The following is a 16,157-nucleotide window of genomic DNA, read 5'->3' as shown; positions in this document are numbered from 1 at the left end:
AAAAGTTTATCTAATCCGATAACAGCAAAGCCCTAGAATAACGATAACAGGACATAACATGTTGAAACCTAAGCTGACACCGCTTTATATCGCCCTGATGCTTGGCCTTAGTTCCCATGCCGTACAGGCAACAGACGCCCAAAAAACCAGTTGGGACGTCAATGCACCAGCCAATGCTCCACTAGAAAAAGTGACCATAGATGTAACCGAAGGCACTTGGATGAACATCAGTGTCAGCCCAGATGGTAAACATTTAGTGTTTGATTTGCTTGGCGATATTTATCAAATCCCCGTAACGGGTGGAGAGGCAAAGCCATTAGCTCAAGGCATAGCTTGGCAAATGCAGCCCGTGTACAGCCCTGATGGTAAGCACATTGCCTTCACCTCAGATGCAGATGGTGGCGACAATATTTGGATTATGGACGCCGATGGCAGCAATCCACGCACAGTCACGACGGAAACCTTTCGTTTACTCAACAGTCCCGCGTGGAGCCCTGATTCACAATATTTAGTTGGTCGTAAGCATTTTACCGCCAGTCGAAGCTTAGGCGCCGGTGAAGTCTGGCTCTACCATGTCGCAGGTGGCGAAGGCGTTAAACTGACCGAACGTCCTAACGATGAAAAGGATTTAGGCGAACCTGCCTATTCACCCGATGGCCGCTATATCTATTTCAGTCAGGATGACACTCCGGGGAAAACCTTCCACTATTCCAAAGACTCAGTTAACGGCATCTATAAAATCAAGCGTTACGATACCCAAACGGGTGATATTGAAATCTTGATCGAAGGAACCGGTGGCGCCATTCGCCCAACACCAAGTCCTGACGGCACCAAACTAGCATATATCAAGCGAGATGATTTCCAATCCTCTTTGTATTTACTCGATTTGAAATCCGGCGAAACGACTAAGCTGTACGGCGATTTAGACCGCGATATGCAAGAGACTTGGGCAATCCACGGTGTCTATCCCACCATGGCTTGGACTCGAGATAACAAAGATATTTTTTTCTGGGCTAAAGGCAAAATCAATCGCCTGAATGTGGCCAATAAGACGGTCACCAACATTCCCTTCAGCGTCAAAACCCAGCTAGACGTGCAGCCTTCAGTACGCTTTAAACAAGATATTGATAAGGATGTATTCGACGTAAAAATGCTGCGCATGGCGCAAGTTTCACCGGATGGTAGCAAGGTCGCCTTCGAAGCTTTAGGGAAAATCTGGTTGAAAACACTTCTCGACGGCAAGATGTCACGCTTAACCGAGTTAGGTAACGACATTGAAGAACTCTACCCGCAGTGGTCGCGTGATGGCAAAAATATTGTCTTCACGACTTGGAATGACCAAGACCAAGGCACAGTACAAGTGATCAGTGCAAAAGGTGGCAAAGCGAAACAACTTACCACAGAACCAGGCAAATACGTTGAGCCCACCTTTTCTCCCGATGGTGAACTGGTGGTGTATCGTAAAATCCAAGGTGGACATCTAACACCTCGCACTTGGTCGCAGGAACCGGGCCTGTACAAGGTTGATTTAAAAACCAAACAAAATAAGAAAATCACTGCAGAGGGATATCAAGCACAATTCGGCGCTTCGGCAGACCGCATTTTCTTTATGAACACTGGTGAAAACGACACGCCACAGCTTGCCTCAATTAACCTAGATGGTTTTGATAAGCGCGTTCACTACAGTAGTAAGCATGCAACCGAATTTAGAGTTTCACCCGACGGCGAACAACTGGCCTTTGCCGAACGTTTTAAAGTTTGGGTTACCCCCTTTGCTAAACATGGTGAAACGGTTGAAATCGGCCCTAATGCCAGCAATCTTCCCATCACACAGTTAAGTGTGCGAGCTGGCGAAAGCATCAGCTGGAATAGCAAGAGTAACCAACTCTATTGGACTCTTGGCCCAGAACTGTACCAAGCCGATGTTGATTCTCAGTATATCAAAAAGGACGAGCAAGCTAAGCCAAGCATTATTAACTTAGGCTTTACCGAAAAGGCAGATGTTCCACGTGGAACAATCGCCTTTGTCGGCGGCAAAGTGATCACTATGGAAAATGACCAAGTCATCGATAAGGGTGTAGTGATCGTCAAAGACAATCATATTCTAGCCGTTGGCGATGCAAACACTGCGATTCCAAAGGATGCACAAGTCATCAATATAAGTGGTAAATCCATTATGCCTGGCTTGTTTGATGCGCATACCCATGGTGCCCAGGCCGATGATGAAATCGTGCCACAACAAAACTGGGCACTCTACTCTGGATTATCCTTAGGCGTGACAACTATTCATGATCCGTCAAACGATACCACTGAGATTTTTGCCGCCTCGGAACAGCAAAAGGCTGGTCACATTGTTGGTCCACGGATTTTCTCGACTGGAACAATTCTCTATGGCGCAAATGCTCCCGGATATACCTCACATATCGACTCACTCGATGATGCGAAATTCCATTTAGAGCGACTGAAAAAAGTTGGTGCCTTTAGCGTTAAGAGCTACAACCAACCGCGTCGCAATCAAAGACAGCAGGTTATCGCCGCTGCTCGCGAACTCGAAATGATGGTCGTGCCAGAGGGTGGCAGCTTGCTACAACATAACCTCACCATGGTTGCCGATGGCCATACCACCGTAGAGCACTCATTACCCGTAGCAAATATTTATAACGATATTAAACAATTCTGGAGCCAAACTAAGGTCGGTTACACTCCAACCTTAGTCGTTGCCTACGGCGGCATCTCGGGTGAAAACTATTGGTATGATAAGACCGATGTGTGGGCACATCCGCGCCTGTCGATGTATGTTCCAAGCGACATCTTGCAGGCTCGCTCAATGCGTCGGCCCCACGCCCCAGACAGTCACTACAACCATTTTAATGTTGCGAAAGTAGCAAATGAGTTCAATAAGTTAGGAGTGCATTCCAATATTGGCGCCCACGGTCAGCGTGAAGGGTTAGCCGCACATTGGGAAATGTGGATGTTCGCCCAAGGCGGCATGAGCAATATGGATGTGCTCAAAACAGCGACCATCAACCCAGCCACTACCTTCGGTCTAGAGCATCAACTTGGCTCAATTAAAGCAGGTAAGCTTGCAGACTTAATCGTAATCGATGGCGACCCATTAGCGGATATTCGAGTCACAGATAAAGTCACTTACACCATGATCAATGGTAAGTTGTTTGATGCTGAGTCGATGAACCAGCTCAATGGTAACAAACGACAGCGTAAGCCTTTCTTCTTCGAGAAAATCTAATCTCAACAAGGTGAAATAACAAAAGGCATGTTCCACGTGGAACATGCCTTTTTATTTTGGATGTTAACTCAATTAGATTAGTGACTTATTTGCCACCACAACAAGCATCATAGGCAATGCAATCAACTAGATGATCGTTCACCATTCCCACCGCCTGCATAAAAGCATAACAAATCGTTGGGCCAACAAAGTTAAAGCCGAGCTTTTTTAATGCCTTAGACATTGCCTCTGATTCAGGTGTTTGCGCAGGCACCTGCGACATGGAAGTAAATTGATTCACCAATGGCTTGCCACCAACGAAGCTCCATAGAAATTCAGAAAAATCTTTGCCATCCGCAGTGTAGGCTAAGTAACCTTTTGCATTACGAATAATCGAATGGATCTTAAGGCGATTACGCACAATGCCTGGGTTAGCCATCAACTCCTCGACTTTAGCGTCGTCGAAAGTTGCAATCACAGCCGGCTCAAAATCCGCAAAGGCTTGTTCGTAGTTTTGCTGCTTCTTTAAGATAGTAATCCAAGACAACCCAGCTTGTTGCCCATCTAAACAGAGCTTGGCAAACAACTCCTTCGAATCATAAACTGGGCGCCCCCACACCTTATCGTGGTACTCGCGATACAAGGGATCATCACTGACCCAATTACAGCGGATTTCTTCCATGGCCTATCTACCTTAACGTTTTAACGAAGAAGGTAAAAAATAACCTACATAAGCAGAGATCTACAAGGTATAATCGAAACCATTTTCTATTAAAGCTGACGGCAGTAGACAAGTAGACATGATGACGAAACACGACGTAAAAACATTTCAGGGTTTCATTCTAACCCTGCAGGAATATTGGGCGCAGCAAGGCTGTGCAATCGTTCAACCTCTAGATATGGAAGTCGGTGCGGGTACATTCCACCCACAAACGTTCCTACGCTCTTTAGGGCCTGAGCCAATGAGCAGTGCCTATGTGCAGCCATCGCGCCGCCCTACCGACGGCCGTTACGGTGAAAACCCAAACCGTCTGCAGCACTACTACCAATTCCAAGTCGTGTTAAAACCGTCACCGGATAATATCCAAGAACTCTATTTAGGTTCTCTGCAAGCCCTTGGTATTGATACACAAATCCATGATATCCGTTTTGTGGAAGACAACTGGGAATCACCAACATTAGGCGCATGGGGCCTAGGCTGGGAAGTCTGGTTAAACGGCATGGAAGTGACTCAGTTTACTTACTTCCAACAAGTCGGTGGTCTAGAGTGTAGCCCAGTGACGGGTGAAATCACCTACGGTTTAGAACGTCTCGCCATGTATATCCAAGGTGTGGATAGCGTGTACGACCTAGTATGGACCGATGGCCCCATGGGTCGCATCACCTACGGCGATGTGTTCCACCAAAACGAAGTTGAGCAATCGACCTATAACTTTGAACACGCAGACGTCGACTTTATGTTTGCCCTGTTCGATCAATGCGAAAAGATGTGTCAGCATTTATTGTCGCTTGAAAAACCATTACCTCTACCCGCCTATGAGCAAGTGATGAAAGCCTCTCACGCCTTCAACCTGCTCGATGCACGCCACGCCATTTCAGTGACTGAACGTCAACGTTATATCCTGCGCGTTCGTACCATGGCTAAAGCCGTTGCTGAATCCTATTATCAGGCACGCGAAGCGCTTGGCTTCCCAATGTGTAAGTAGAGGTAACACATGAATTTTGAAAACTTACTCATCGAGTTAGGCACTGAAGAACTGCCGCCAAAGGCGCTGCGAAAACTGGCTGAGTCTTTCTTAGCTAACTTTACCGAAGAATTAACTAAAGCCGATTTAGCTTTTAAATCAGCTGTTTGGTATGCAGCCCCCCGTCGCCTAGCCATTAATGTGACAGAACTGGCGATTGCTCAAGCGGACAAAATCGTTGAAAAACGCGGCCCAGCTGTCAGCTCAGCCTTTGATGCCGAAGGTAAACCAACGAAAGCCGCAGAAGGCTGGGCACGTGGTAACGGTATTACCGTTGACCAAGCTGAGCGTTTGGTGACCGACAAAGGCGAATGGCTGGTTTATAACGCCAAAGTAGAAGGCGTTGAAACTAAGAGCTTAATCGCAGCTATGGCGCAACGTGCGCTGGATAAGTTACCGATTCCTAAGCCAATGCGCTGGGGAAGTAGCAAGACACAATTCATTCGCCCTGTTCACACCGCCACTATGCTGTTAGGCAGCGAGTTAATCGAAGGTGAATTACTCGGCATTAAATCGGCACGCAATGTTCGTGGCCATCGCTTTATGGGTACAGGCTTCGAGCTTGACCATGCAGACAACTACCTGACGCTACTGAAAGAAGAAGGTAAAGTCATCGCCGATTACGAAAGCCGTAAAGCCTTAATCAAAGCCGATGCCGAAAAAGCGGCCGCTAAGATTGGTGGCACCGCCGATATCGAAGATGACCTGCTTGAAGAAGTCACCTCTTTGGTTGAATGGCCAGTCGTATTAACCGCAAGCTTTGAAAAGAAGTTCTTAAACGTACCTTCAGAAGCCTTGGTTTATACGATGAAGGGCGATCAGAAATACTTCCCTGTATTCGATGATGCTGGCAAATTACTGCCAAACTTCATCTTTGTCGCGAATATAGAATCAAAAGATCCGGCACAAATCATTGCGGGTAACGAGAAGGTGGTTCGTCCACGCTTGGCCGATGCCGAGTTCTTCTTCAATACCGACAAAAAGCACACGCTCGAATCACGTTTACCGAGTCTTGAGACCGTCTTGTTCCAACAACAACTCGGTACTTTAAAAGACAAAGTCACTCGTATCTCTGCCCTAGCCGCCTTTATTGCCGAGCAAACTGGCGCTAACGCCGTTGATGCAGCGCGCGCTGGTTTATTGTCTAAAACTGACTTAATGACCAATATGGTGATGGAGTTTACCGATACTCAAGGCACTATGGGCATGCATTACGCCCGCCTAGACGGTGAAACAGAAGCCGTCGCCTTAGCCATGGAAGAGCAATACAAGCCCAAATTCTCTGGCGATACAGTTCCGACTGCAGCAGTATCTTGCGCGGTAGCTTTAGCGGATAAACTCGATACCTTAGTCGGTATCTTCGGTATTGGTCAGGCACCTAAGGGCGCTGCCGACCCATTCGCACTGCGCCGCGCCGCTATCGGTGTGTTACGCATTATCGTTGAGAACAAGTTGCCACTGGACTTAGTGACCCTGATTGCTAAGGCTCAAGAACTCCATGGCACGAACTTAAGCAACGCGAATGCAAGCGATGAAGTGCTTGAGTTCCTAATGGCGCGTTTCCGTGCTTGGTACCAAGATAAAGGTATCGAGGTTGACGTGATCCTCGCCGTATTAGCACGTCGCCCAACTCGCCCTGCTGATTTTGATAGCCGTATCAATGCGGTATCACACTTCAGAAGCTTAGAAGCCTCTAGCGCTCTGGCAGCGGCTAATAAGCGTGTGTCTAACATTCTGGCGAAAGTGGAAGGTGAATTACCCACCGCGATTAACTCAGCTCTGTTAGCCGAAGCAGCAGAACAAGCATTAGCCGCTAAGCTTGCCGAACTGCAGCCTCAACTCGCTCCGCTGTTCGCTAATGCTGATTACCAACAGGCATTAACACTGCTGGCGAGCTTACGTGAGAGTGTTGACCAGTTCTTCGAAGACGTGATGGTTATGGCGGATGACGAAGCATTGAAAAACAACCGCTTAGCACTGCTTAATAACCTACGTGAACAGTTCTTACATGTTGCGGATATTTCTCTGCTTCAGTAAGTCGCACGTTAGTTAGTGCCAATAAAAAACGCGCTTATAGCGCGTTTTTTATTGGCTGCAATATATTAAAACTGCTGAAGTTTTTCGTGCAACGCTTCGAATTGAGCGGGCTCGAGTCCAACCAAGGCTAACAAGTTGCTCAGCATGTCAGCAGGCAATTTACCCGCTTGCTGCAGCATCGAAATCTCACTGATGATATTGGCGCGCCAAACCACAGAGGCAATTCCCTCATGCGGCCGAGTATGGACATGGGCTAATTTATCCAGCTCGGTTTCAAAGGTGCTTGGCAATTGCCAGTGCTTTGCTAGCAAAGCACTTAAGGTGAGTGATTTTGCCGTCATCACTTGTCGGAATAACCAAGAGTTTGGCTGCTCCCCAGGCTCTGCTTGCACAAAGGCATCGAGCAACATTTTAAAGATGGCGAGCTTACCCACATCATGCAGTAATCCTAATAGGAATGCCGTGTCTCTATCTTCTTCACTCAGTTCACTGGTTAAAAAGGCCACCTGCATCGAATGACGCCAAATTTCGGCACCAAAGCGCCGAAAATAAATGGGTTTAATATCGAGCATTTCACGCACTAGGCAGCTCGTCACAAAGCGGCGTAACTGTTCACGGCCGAGCTGCACTAAAGCCTGCTGCAGGCTTGTGACCTCTCTATCTCCACGCTTAAAGGCTGGTGAGTTACACAACTTAAGCACTTCGACGCTCAGTAAGGGATCTTTCTCGATTAACGCCAACAAGTCCTTAGTATCAAACTGTGGCTCAGCTAATTTACGGTCTAATTCTAAAACCTTTGAGGGAAGCTTAAGCACCTTTTCTGCTATCACTTGTGGCGATGCTAAGGCGAGCTCTATTTCAGCCATGACGCGCCGCTCAAGGTTATTGGCAACGCCACCAGCATCTTTGGTTCTAGCCGGAAATAACAGGCTGTAAAACAGTGCCGCGAGGTCAATACTCACCACGGTATCAACGGGTTCTTCTTGGCGTTTAGGGGCTGAAACTTTGTCCAACGATTTACTGAGATCGGTTTGACTAAAGCTTTTAGGTCGCTCCAGTGTTGTCTCTTCGCGGATATTAAAAATTTTATTAAATATGGACTTAATCAAGACGTTCCAACCTATAAGAGCTGAGTTAACTGACCCTGCATAATTATCAGTCCATTGTAGTTCATATACTAGTGGTCGCATCATGTATTACGCGCAGCTTTACTATATGTACCTAGGCTTAAGGCTGCATTATCAAATCAAATGTTTCACGTGAAACCTTATTCCAAGTAGCCTTGATAGGCCCGCGCAATTTGCTTGGCCAACTCCGCATTGATTGGTGAATAAGCTTTAGCGGAAATAACCAGTGCGACGGCGACCACAGGCAAGGCTGGAAGAGTTTCAGAATCGATAATATTCAGCGGTGCCGATACACTGCATTCGGCCATAGCACTAATAGCCAAATCCTTAGCCACTATCGCGTTAAGAGCCGCAGCACTGCTGCTACAGGCTAACAACTGATAATGCCTATCTTGCTTCATCAATCCATCTAACGCCGCGATATGGAATTTACAATCCTTTTGGAATAGCGCTATAGGTAAAGGATCGGCATCACTCAAGCTCGAACCACTCGCGCTTACCCAAACGCCTTTCGAGGTTTGTAATAAGTAGCCTTCATCGGACTCGGGCAAACGAGTCACTATCGCCGCATCAAGCTGCCCAGAATCCAGCATGATCCGCAGCTTTTGGCTCGAGGCGCAGGTAATTTGAAGATCGAGTTGCTTAATGTGACCATGTAACAACGCCACTATCCGCGGCAACACGGATTCGGCATAGTCATCTGGACAGCCTAAATGCAATTGCGTACCGACTTGGGTCTGCTTAATGGTTGTGACAGTCTCATCATGCAATTGCAGTAATTGCTTAGCGTACAAACCAAAACGTTGGCCTTCTGTAGATAAGACTAAGTTTCGCCCCTCTTTTACAAAGAGCGTTTTTCCCAACTCTTGCTCTAAGCGCTTCATTTGCATACTGACGGCAGATTGAGTCTTATAGGTTTGCATTGCCGCACGGGTAAAACTCCCGGTATCGACAAAAGCCACAAAGCTGCGCAGCGCTTCTATTTCCATAATATTTCCTATCTGATGTCAGTCTATCTATTCATTTTGCTGATAGATGACATCAAATCTATTCGTTAGTCATGCAAAGTACAAGCGCCTATATTGATAAGCACAACCCCAAACAGGAAGGTGAAAATGGAACTCTACATTGGCAATAAAAACTACTCTAGTTGGTCGCTCCGAGCTTGGTTAATGGCAGCAAAATCAGGTATTCAGTTCGATGAAATCCTACTTCAGCTCGATACCGAGAGCTTTTATCAGCGGCTCAAATCTATTTCGCCTACCCTAAAAGTTCCAACACTCATCGATGGAAATATCACGGTTTGGGATTCGTTGTCGATTTGCGAATATATCAACGATACTTATCTTTCAGGCTCAGCCTGGCCGCAAGACCCAAAACAAAAGGCCAAGGCTCGCTCCTTCGCCTGTGAAATGCATTCGGGCTTTCATGCCCTGAGAAATGCCCTGCCGATGAATATCCGTGCCCATCGTTATGTCGAATTAAGCCCTGCCGTGTTGCAGGATATTGCCCGCATCGACAGTATCTGGTCACAGCAAATGGCAGAGTTTGCCACCGCCCAAGGCACTTGGTTATTTGGCAAGTGGTCGATAGCCGATATGATGTTTGCGCCGGTGGTGATGCGCTTCTTCACCTATGAGATTGAAGTCTCCCAAGCGAGTCGAGCCTATATGGAATTTATCGTCAGCCAGCCAGAAATGCAGGCCTGGATACAAGCCGCTAAAGCCGAAACTGAAATAGTAGACGCCGACGAAGCAGGTGTTGATAGATAATTTTCTACCAAACAAAAAGGGAAAGCTAAGCTTTCCCTTTTTTATCAATCGCTAACGATATAGATCGTTAAACGTCTAAGTTAGCCACGTTAAGCGCGTTGGCTTCGATAAAGTCACGGCGTGGTTCAACTTGGTCGCCCATCAAACAAGTAAACAGCTGATCCGCACCAACGGCATCATCAATAGTCACTTGCAGCATGCGGCGAGATTCAGGATCCATCGTGGTTTCCCACAATTGCTCAGGGTTCATCTCACCCAATCCTTTATAGCGTTGGATGTAGAGGCCACGCTTGGCTTCGCCGATGGTCCAATCTAACGCTTCAATGAAGCTACCCACTTCCTTCACACGGTCGCCACGTTGTACATAACCACCTACTTCAATCAGGCCTTCGAGCGCCGCACCTAACTTACCAATGCGTTGGTAGTCAGTTGATTGGAAGAAGTCGTAGCTGAACAAGTAGTGTGTATCGATACCGTGTTTACGGATAGTGATCTTCGGCAGATACACTTTGCGCTCAGGATCGAGTACAGGCTCACCAGAATACAACACACCGCTGTTTTCTAATTCCACCAGCTCATGGATAAAGGCGTCGATCCATTCCTTCATCTTGCCCTCATCCGCCAACATCTCGTTGTTGATCATTGGATGATAAAGCATGCGGTTGGTGATCTGCGTTGGGTAACGTTGCTCTAAACGAGCCACAATCGCTTCCACTTCACGGTATTGAGTCACTAAACGCTCTAATGGCTCACCCGACATGCCTGGCGCACCTTGAGATGGATAAATGCTAGTACCATCTAACGCTTGAGTAGTTAAATACTGAGTCAGTGCCGCTTCGTCTTTGAGATATTGTTCTTGCTTGCCTTTCTTCACTTTAAATAAAGGCGGCTGAGCAATATACACATAACCACGTTCAATCAGCTCAGGCATTTGGCGGAAGAAGAAGGTCAACAGCAAGGTACGAATGTGCGAGCCGTCGACGTCAGCATCCGTCATGATGATGATGTTGTGGTAACGCGTCTTATCCGGGTTGTATTCGTCACGACCAATACCACAGCCAAGCGCGGTAATTAGCGTGGCAACCTCTTGAGAAGAAAGCATTTTATCGAAACGCGCTTTCTCAACGTTTAAGATTTTACCTTTCAGTGGCAGAATCGCTTGGTTCTTACGGTTACGTCCCTGCTTAGCGCTACCGCCAGCAGAGTCCCCTTCCACTATGTAGATTTCAGAAAGACCAGGGTCTTTTTCTTGGCAATCCGCCAGCTTACCTGGCAAACCACCTAAATCGAGTGCGCCTTTACGACGGGTCATTTCACGGGCTTTACGCGCCGCTTCACGGGCACGGGCCGCATCGACAATCTTACCAACGATTAACTTAGCATCGGCAGGGTTTTCCAGCAGATAGTCGTTTAGCTTTTCACCCATGGTTTGTTCAACAGCGGCTTTCACTTCGCTAGACACTAACTTGTCTTTGGTTTGCGAGCTGAACTTAGGATCAGGCACTTTAACTGAAATCACGGCCGTTAAACCTTCGCGGGCGTCATCACCAGTCGCGTTAGTTTTGCCTTTCTTGTTATAGCCTTCGTTTTCCATGTAGTTGTTGAGGTTACGTGTCAACGCACTACGGAAACCCGCTAAGTGAGTACCACCATCACGCTGTGGAATGTTGTTGGTAAAACAGAAAATGCTTTCTTGGTAACCATCGTTCCACTGCATCGCCACTTCAACGGTAATGCCATCTTCACGCTCTTGCATAAAGTGGAATACGTCTTTGTTTACTGGCGTTTTATTACGGTTCAGGTAATCAACGAATGCGCTGATACCGCCTTCGTATTTAAAGAATTCATTCTTATTGTCACGCTCGTCGACTAAGCGGATACCCACGCCTGAGTTGAGGAATGACAGTTCGCGCACGCGCTTGGCCAGAATCTCGAAGTGGAACTCAACATCGCTGAAGGTTTCTTCACTTGGCCAGAAACGGATTTCGGTACCGGTTTTAGTCGCATCGCCGATCACTTTGATTGGCTCGTCAGGTACACCGTGGGTATAAAACTGCTCGTGGACTTTACCTTCGCGGCGAATGGTTAACTGCAGCTTTTTAGACAGCGCGTTAACTACCGACACACCCACGCCGTGCAGGCCACCTGACACTTTATAAGAGTTATCGTCGAACTTACCGCCCGCGTGCAATACCGTCATGATCACCTCGGCGGCAGACACGCCTTCTTCCGGGTGAATAGCCACAGGAATACCACGGCCGTCGTCGCGAACGGAGACAGAACCATCCACATGGATAGTAATAGTGATATCAGTACAATGGCCGGCTAAGGCTTCATCGATAGAGTTATCGACTACTTCGAACACCATATGATGTAGACCCGTACCGTCGTCGGTGTCACCAATATACATCCCAGGTCTCTTACGTACTGCATCAAGGCCCTTAAGGACCTTAATACTCGAAGAATCGTAACTATTCTCTGACATATTATTCTCTCAATGGTTATTCAATTACCGTTACACGTCCCTGTTCCACATGGAACATCCTACTGGGAGGCGTGTGTAACGAATCGACTATTGCTGCAGGCTCAATGGCAGTGACAAACACTTGCGCACCAGTGTCCACTAGCTGCTTAAGCAATAGCTGCCTATGCTGTGCATCCAACTCGGATGGAAGATCATCCACAAGATAAATACTGTGTTTATCTATTTGTTGTTTGAGCAACTTTCCCTGTGCAATACGCAGTGCACAGACTAATAATTTCAATTGACCACGGGACAGGGCATCCTGCGCTGGTAAACTACCTACACGAAGTCTGAGGTCAGCTTTATGGGGACCGCTGACGGTATGACCCGTAGCCAAATCTCTGGGATATTGGGATTCGAGAAGTTGTGCAAAATCCGTTTTGCTATCCCAGCCGCGGGTAAATGAAACCTTAACATCTACCAGCGGTAAAAACTCCCCGATTATACCCTTAAGTAGCTCATTTAACGAGTCTACATAACGGTTTCGTATTTCTGTGACCTGCTCGGTGTAACGGACAAACTCCCTATCCCAATATTGGATTTGATCATAGGAAGAATCATTTCTAAGCAATTGATTTCGTTGCTTTAGAACCCGTCTTACGTTCACCCATGCCGCATAAAACTGTGGGTCAGAATGAAAGGCGCCCCAATCGATAAACTGTCGACGGGATTTGGGACCTTCAAACAGGAGCGAAAAGCTTTCTGGCGTGATCACTTGGATAGGTAAAGTTTCGGCTAAGGTCGATAGCCGTTTCACCTTTTCCCCGTCGATTTTGACTTCGGTTTCGCCACTACGGAAACGTCGCAAGCCGATTTTACTGTCGCCACGGGGTAAATTTAAGGTCGCAAACAGGGTTAACTTATCCTGTTCGTTATTGATCACCCGTTGGGATAAATGACTGCGAAACGAACGCCCCATGCCGAGAAAGTAAATAGCCTCGAGTATGCTGGTTTTGCCGCTGCCGTTTTGACCGTAAATTAGATTAATCCCTTCAGTCGGGCTCAGCTGCGCCAATTGAATATTGCGAAAAGAATCAATATTAAGACGGATAAGACTCATGCGTTACTCATCAAACCGCATCGACGGCTTAGGCCAAGACTCAGAACAGTCATCATACCGCAATTCACATCCATCCGAGTAAATAAGGCAACAAAGGATAAAGGCTTGAAGACATATACGCCGCTAAAAAGCGGCGTATGGCACAAAGTAGGCAATGGAATACTATAAGCGCATCGGCATAACCACATACATGGAATCTTCTTCCAGGTGGTTTTCCAATAAAGCACTCGAGTTACCATCGATTAAGGTTATACGCACATCATCGGACTTAAGGTTGTTTAGCACATCCAATAAGTAACTGACGTTGAAACCAATTTCGAGTGGCTGATTGTTGTAATCCACATCGATGATTTCTTCCGCTTCTTCCTGCTCAGGGTTATTGGCGGTGATTTTCAGTAATCCCGCTTCTAACTGAATGCGTACACCGCGGAACTTCTCATTCGATAGAATAGAAGCACGGGTTAAGGCTTGTTTGAAGTGGTTACGGCTGGCGATAACGATTTTATCACCGCCCTTAGGTAACACACGGCGATAATCGGGAAAACGACCATCGACTAATTTACTGGTAAAGACAGTGGTGCTGGTGGTCGCGCGAATAGCATTATCACCAATGGCAATTGCGATATCTAAATCATCGGCTTCCAACAAACGCGCCATTTCCATCACACCTTTACGGGGCACAATCACTTGCTTTTCAGGTAATTGCGCATCAATAGTTCTGTGACTTAAGGCTAAGCGGTGACCGTCGGTAGCAATAGCGCGCAGCACATTGCCTTCGGTTTCGAGCAATAAACCATTCAGATAGTAACGAACATCTTGGTTCGCCATCGAAAACTGAGTCGCATCAATCAGTGACTTCAGCACGCCTTGCTTAAGGGTAAATTCGATTTCCGCCTGAAAGGCTTCCACATTGGGGTATTCTTCTGCAGGCAGGGTTGCCAGCGAGAAACGGCTACGGCCAGAGCGTAACAACCACTTGTTATCTTGTTGCTCGACCTTAAGCTCGCTTTGCTCGGGTAAGGATTTAACTATGTCTAACAGCTTCTTGGCTGGAACTGTTGTACGACCTTCTTCGATATCACCATGAATGACCGCCTGGCCCACTAACTCAACTTCGAGGTCGGTACCTGTCATTTTGAGTGAGTGCCCACTAACCTCTACAAGGAGATTTGCCAAGATAGGCAAGTTATGGCGTCTTTCTACCGCACCACAAACCAATTGAAGCGGCTTTAATAGGGCATCCCTATCAATTGAAAATTTCATAGTGTCCAAATTCCTTGATTTTAAGAAGATAAGGTTCTAATCAAGTTAGCATAATCTTCTTTAATGTCGTGACTCTCTTCCCGTAGCTGAGCAATCTTACGACAGGCATGTAACACTGTGGTGTGATCTCGACCACCAAAGGCATCACCAATTTCCGGCAAGCTCTGGTTAGTTAATTCTTTGGATAACGCCATGGCCACTTGTCTAGGGCGCGCAACACTGCGCGAACGACGCTTAGACAACATATCAGCCATCTTGATTTTGTAGTATTCAGCTACGGTTTTCTGAATGTTGTCTATAGTGACTAATTTTTCCTGCAGTGCCAAGAGGTCACGCAGGGCTTCACGCACAAAATCAATTGTAATTGGGCGGCCAGTAAAGTTAGCGTTGGCAATAACGCGGTTTAACGCCCCTTCTAATTCGCGAACGTTCGAACGTAAGCGTTTAGCAATAAAGAAGGCAACTTCGTCGGGAAGATTGATGCCGCTCTCCTGAGCTTTACGCATCAAAATCGCCACTCGGGTTTCAAGCTCTGGTGGTTCAATCGCAACCGTTAAGCCCCAACCAAAGCGAGATTTTAATCTGTCCTCTACCCCGTCGATCTCTTTAGGATAACGATCCGATGTCAGGATGATCTGATGATTACCTTCAAGCAGCGCGTTAAAGGTATGGAAAAATTCTTCCTGCGATCTGTCTTTATTGGCGAAGAATTGAATATCGTCGATAAACAGGGCATCGACACTGCGGTAGTAACGTTTGAACTCTTCGATCGCATTGTTTTGTAGCGCTTTCACCATGTCTTGCACAAAACGCTCGGAGTGCATGTACACGACTTTCGCATCAGGATTATTTTTGATGATGCCGTTACCCACTGCATGTAATAAGTGGGTCTTACCTAAACCCGTACCACCATAAAGGAACAGCGGGTTATAGGCACCCCCCGGATTTTCAGCAACCTGGAGTGCGGCCGCTTTACCGAGTTGGTTAGACTTACCCTCAACGAAGTTGTCGAATTGGTAAGTGGGATTGATATTGCTGCGATGATTAGCGTTAGCAACAGGCTCAGTGGTATTAAATGAAGTCCCTACTGAAGCTTTAGTTTGGGGATTAGGCACACGCACAGCCGCAACTGGAGCTGGCTCAGGCTTTTTCGCTGACGGACGGCTACCGATATCGAAGCGTAACTTAGGTGCATCATTACCCATTTGCTCAGTAAAAAACTGATTAATGATATTGATGTACTTATCCCTAACCCAATCGAGCACGAAGCGGTTAGGCGCATAAAGCACCAAAGTATCTCCATCCATTTCGGCTTGTAACGGTCTGATCCACATACTGAACTGCTGAGCAGAAAGCTCGTCTTGCAGTCTTCCGATACATTGTTGCCAAAGTGAAACCGCCAC

General features: G+C 47.0%; 11 protein-coding genes. 4 read left to right on the top strand and 7 right to left on the bottom strand.

Annotated elements, in window-relative coordinates; all coding sequences use genetic code 11:
- The first annotated feature begins 58 nt into the window (after window positions 1-58).
- Window positions 59-3,247 carry an amidohydrolase family protein gene (locus N5E87_RS00055; protein WP_086903533.1) on the top strand — a complete coding sequence of 1,063 codons (3,189 nt, stop codon included), beginning with the start codon at window positions 59-61 and terminating at the stop codon, window positions 3,245-3,247.
- Window positions 3,248-3,332: 85 nt separating this feature from the next.
- Here N5E87_RS00055 and N5E87_RS00050 read toward each other — a convergent pair whose 3' ends face one another.
- A complete protein-coding gene (locus N5E87_RS00050) occupies window positions 3,333-3,908 on the bottom strand; it encodes a DNA-3-methyladenine glycosylase I (RefSeq protein ID WP_023266039.1) in 576 nt (191 codons plus the stop codon).
- Window positions 3,909-4,026: 118 nt separating this feature from the next.
- On the opposite strand from N5E87_RS00050, the gene glyQ reads away from it, so the two are divergent.
- Both glyQ and glyS read left to right on the top strand, forming a co-directional pair.
- Entirely contained in the window at window positions 4,027-4,932 is a 906-nt protein-coding gene (glyQ, locus tag N5E87_RS00045) for a glycine--tRNA ligase subunit alpha (RefSeq protein WP_086903532.1), read from the top strand.
- 9 nt (window positions 4,933-4,941) lie between these two features.
- The gene (gene glyS / locus N5E87_RS00040) at window positions 4,942-7,008 is read left to right on the top strand and encodes a glycine--tRNA ligase subunit beta (protein WP_086903531.1); all 2,067 of its coding nucleotides are present in this window, start codon (window positions 4,942-4,944) and stop codon (window positions 7,006-7,008) included.
- Window positions 7,009-7,073: 65 nt separating this feature from the next.
- Here glyS and N5E87_RS00035 read toward each other — a convergent pair whose 3' ends face one another.
- On the bottom strand, window positions 7,074-8,117 hold the full coding sequence (locus N5E87_RS00035) for an HDOD domain-containing protein (protein ID WP_279774885.1): 1,044 nt from the start codon (window positions 8,115-8,117) through the stop codon (window positions 7,074-7,076).
- Between the two features lie 158 nt (window positions 8,118-8,275).
- Entirely contained in the window at window positions 8,276-9,124 is an 849-nt protein-coding gene (locus tag N5E87_RS00030) for a LysR family transcriptional regulator (RefSeq protein WP_279774884.1), read from the bottom strand.
- 126 nt (window positions 9,125-9,250) lie between these two features.
- On the opposite strand from N5E87_RS00030, the gene N5E87_RS00025 reads away from it, so the two are divergent.
- Entirely contained in the window at window positions 9,251-9,907 is a 657-nt protein-coding gene (locus tag N5E87_RS00025) for a glutathione S-transferase family protein (protein ID WP_279774883.1), read from the top strand.
- Between the two features lie 67 nt (window positions 9,908-9,974).
- On the opposite strand, the gene gyrB is transcribed toward N5E87_RS00025, so the two are convergent.
- The 4 genes from gyrB to dnaA form a co-directional block, all read right to left on the bottom strand.
- Entirely contained in the window at window positions 9,975-12,392 is a 2,418-nt protein-coding gene (gene gyrB / locus N5E87_RS00020) for a DNA topoisomerase (ATP-hydrolyzing) subunit B (RefSeq protein ID WP_011620841.1), read from the bottom strand.
- Between the two features lie 16 nt (window positions 12,393-12,408).
- Window positions 12,409-13,491 carry a DNA replication/repair protein RecF gene (recF, locus tag N5E87_RS00015; RefSeq protein ID WP_279774882.1) on the bottom strand — a complete coding sequence of 361 codons (1,083 nt, stop codon included), beginning with the start codon at window positions 13,489-13,491 and terminating at the stop codon, window positions 12,409-12,411.
- A 162-nt stretch (window positions 13,492-13,653) separates the two neighbouring features.
- Window positions 13,654-14,754 carry a DNA polymerase III subunit beta gene (dnaN, locus tag N5E87_RS00010; protein ID WP_011620839.1) on the bottom strand — a complete coding sequence of 367 codons (1,101 nt, stop codon included), beginning with the start codon at window positions 14,752-14,754 and terminating at the stop codon, window positions 13,654-13,656.
- A 20-nt stretch (window positions 14,755-14,774) separates the two neighbouring features.
- On the bottom strand, window positions 14,775-16,157 hold a 1,383-nt coding region (gene dnaA, locus N5E87_RS00005), incomplete at its 5' end, for a chromosomal replication initiator protein DnaA (RefSeq protein WP_279766682.1).

Origin of the sequence: Shewanella sp. GD03713, assembly GCF_029843705.1 — a bacterium.
In the GTDB taxonomy this organism is placed as follows: Bacteria; Pseudomonadota; Gammaproteobacteria; order Enterobacterales; family Shewanellaceae; genus Shewanella.
Note: the sequence above shows the minus strand (reverse complement) of the source record. Positions and strands in the feature narration are given on the sequence as shown.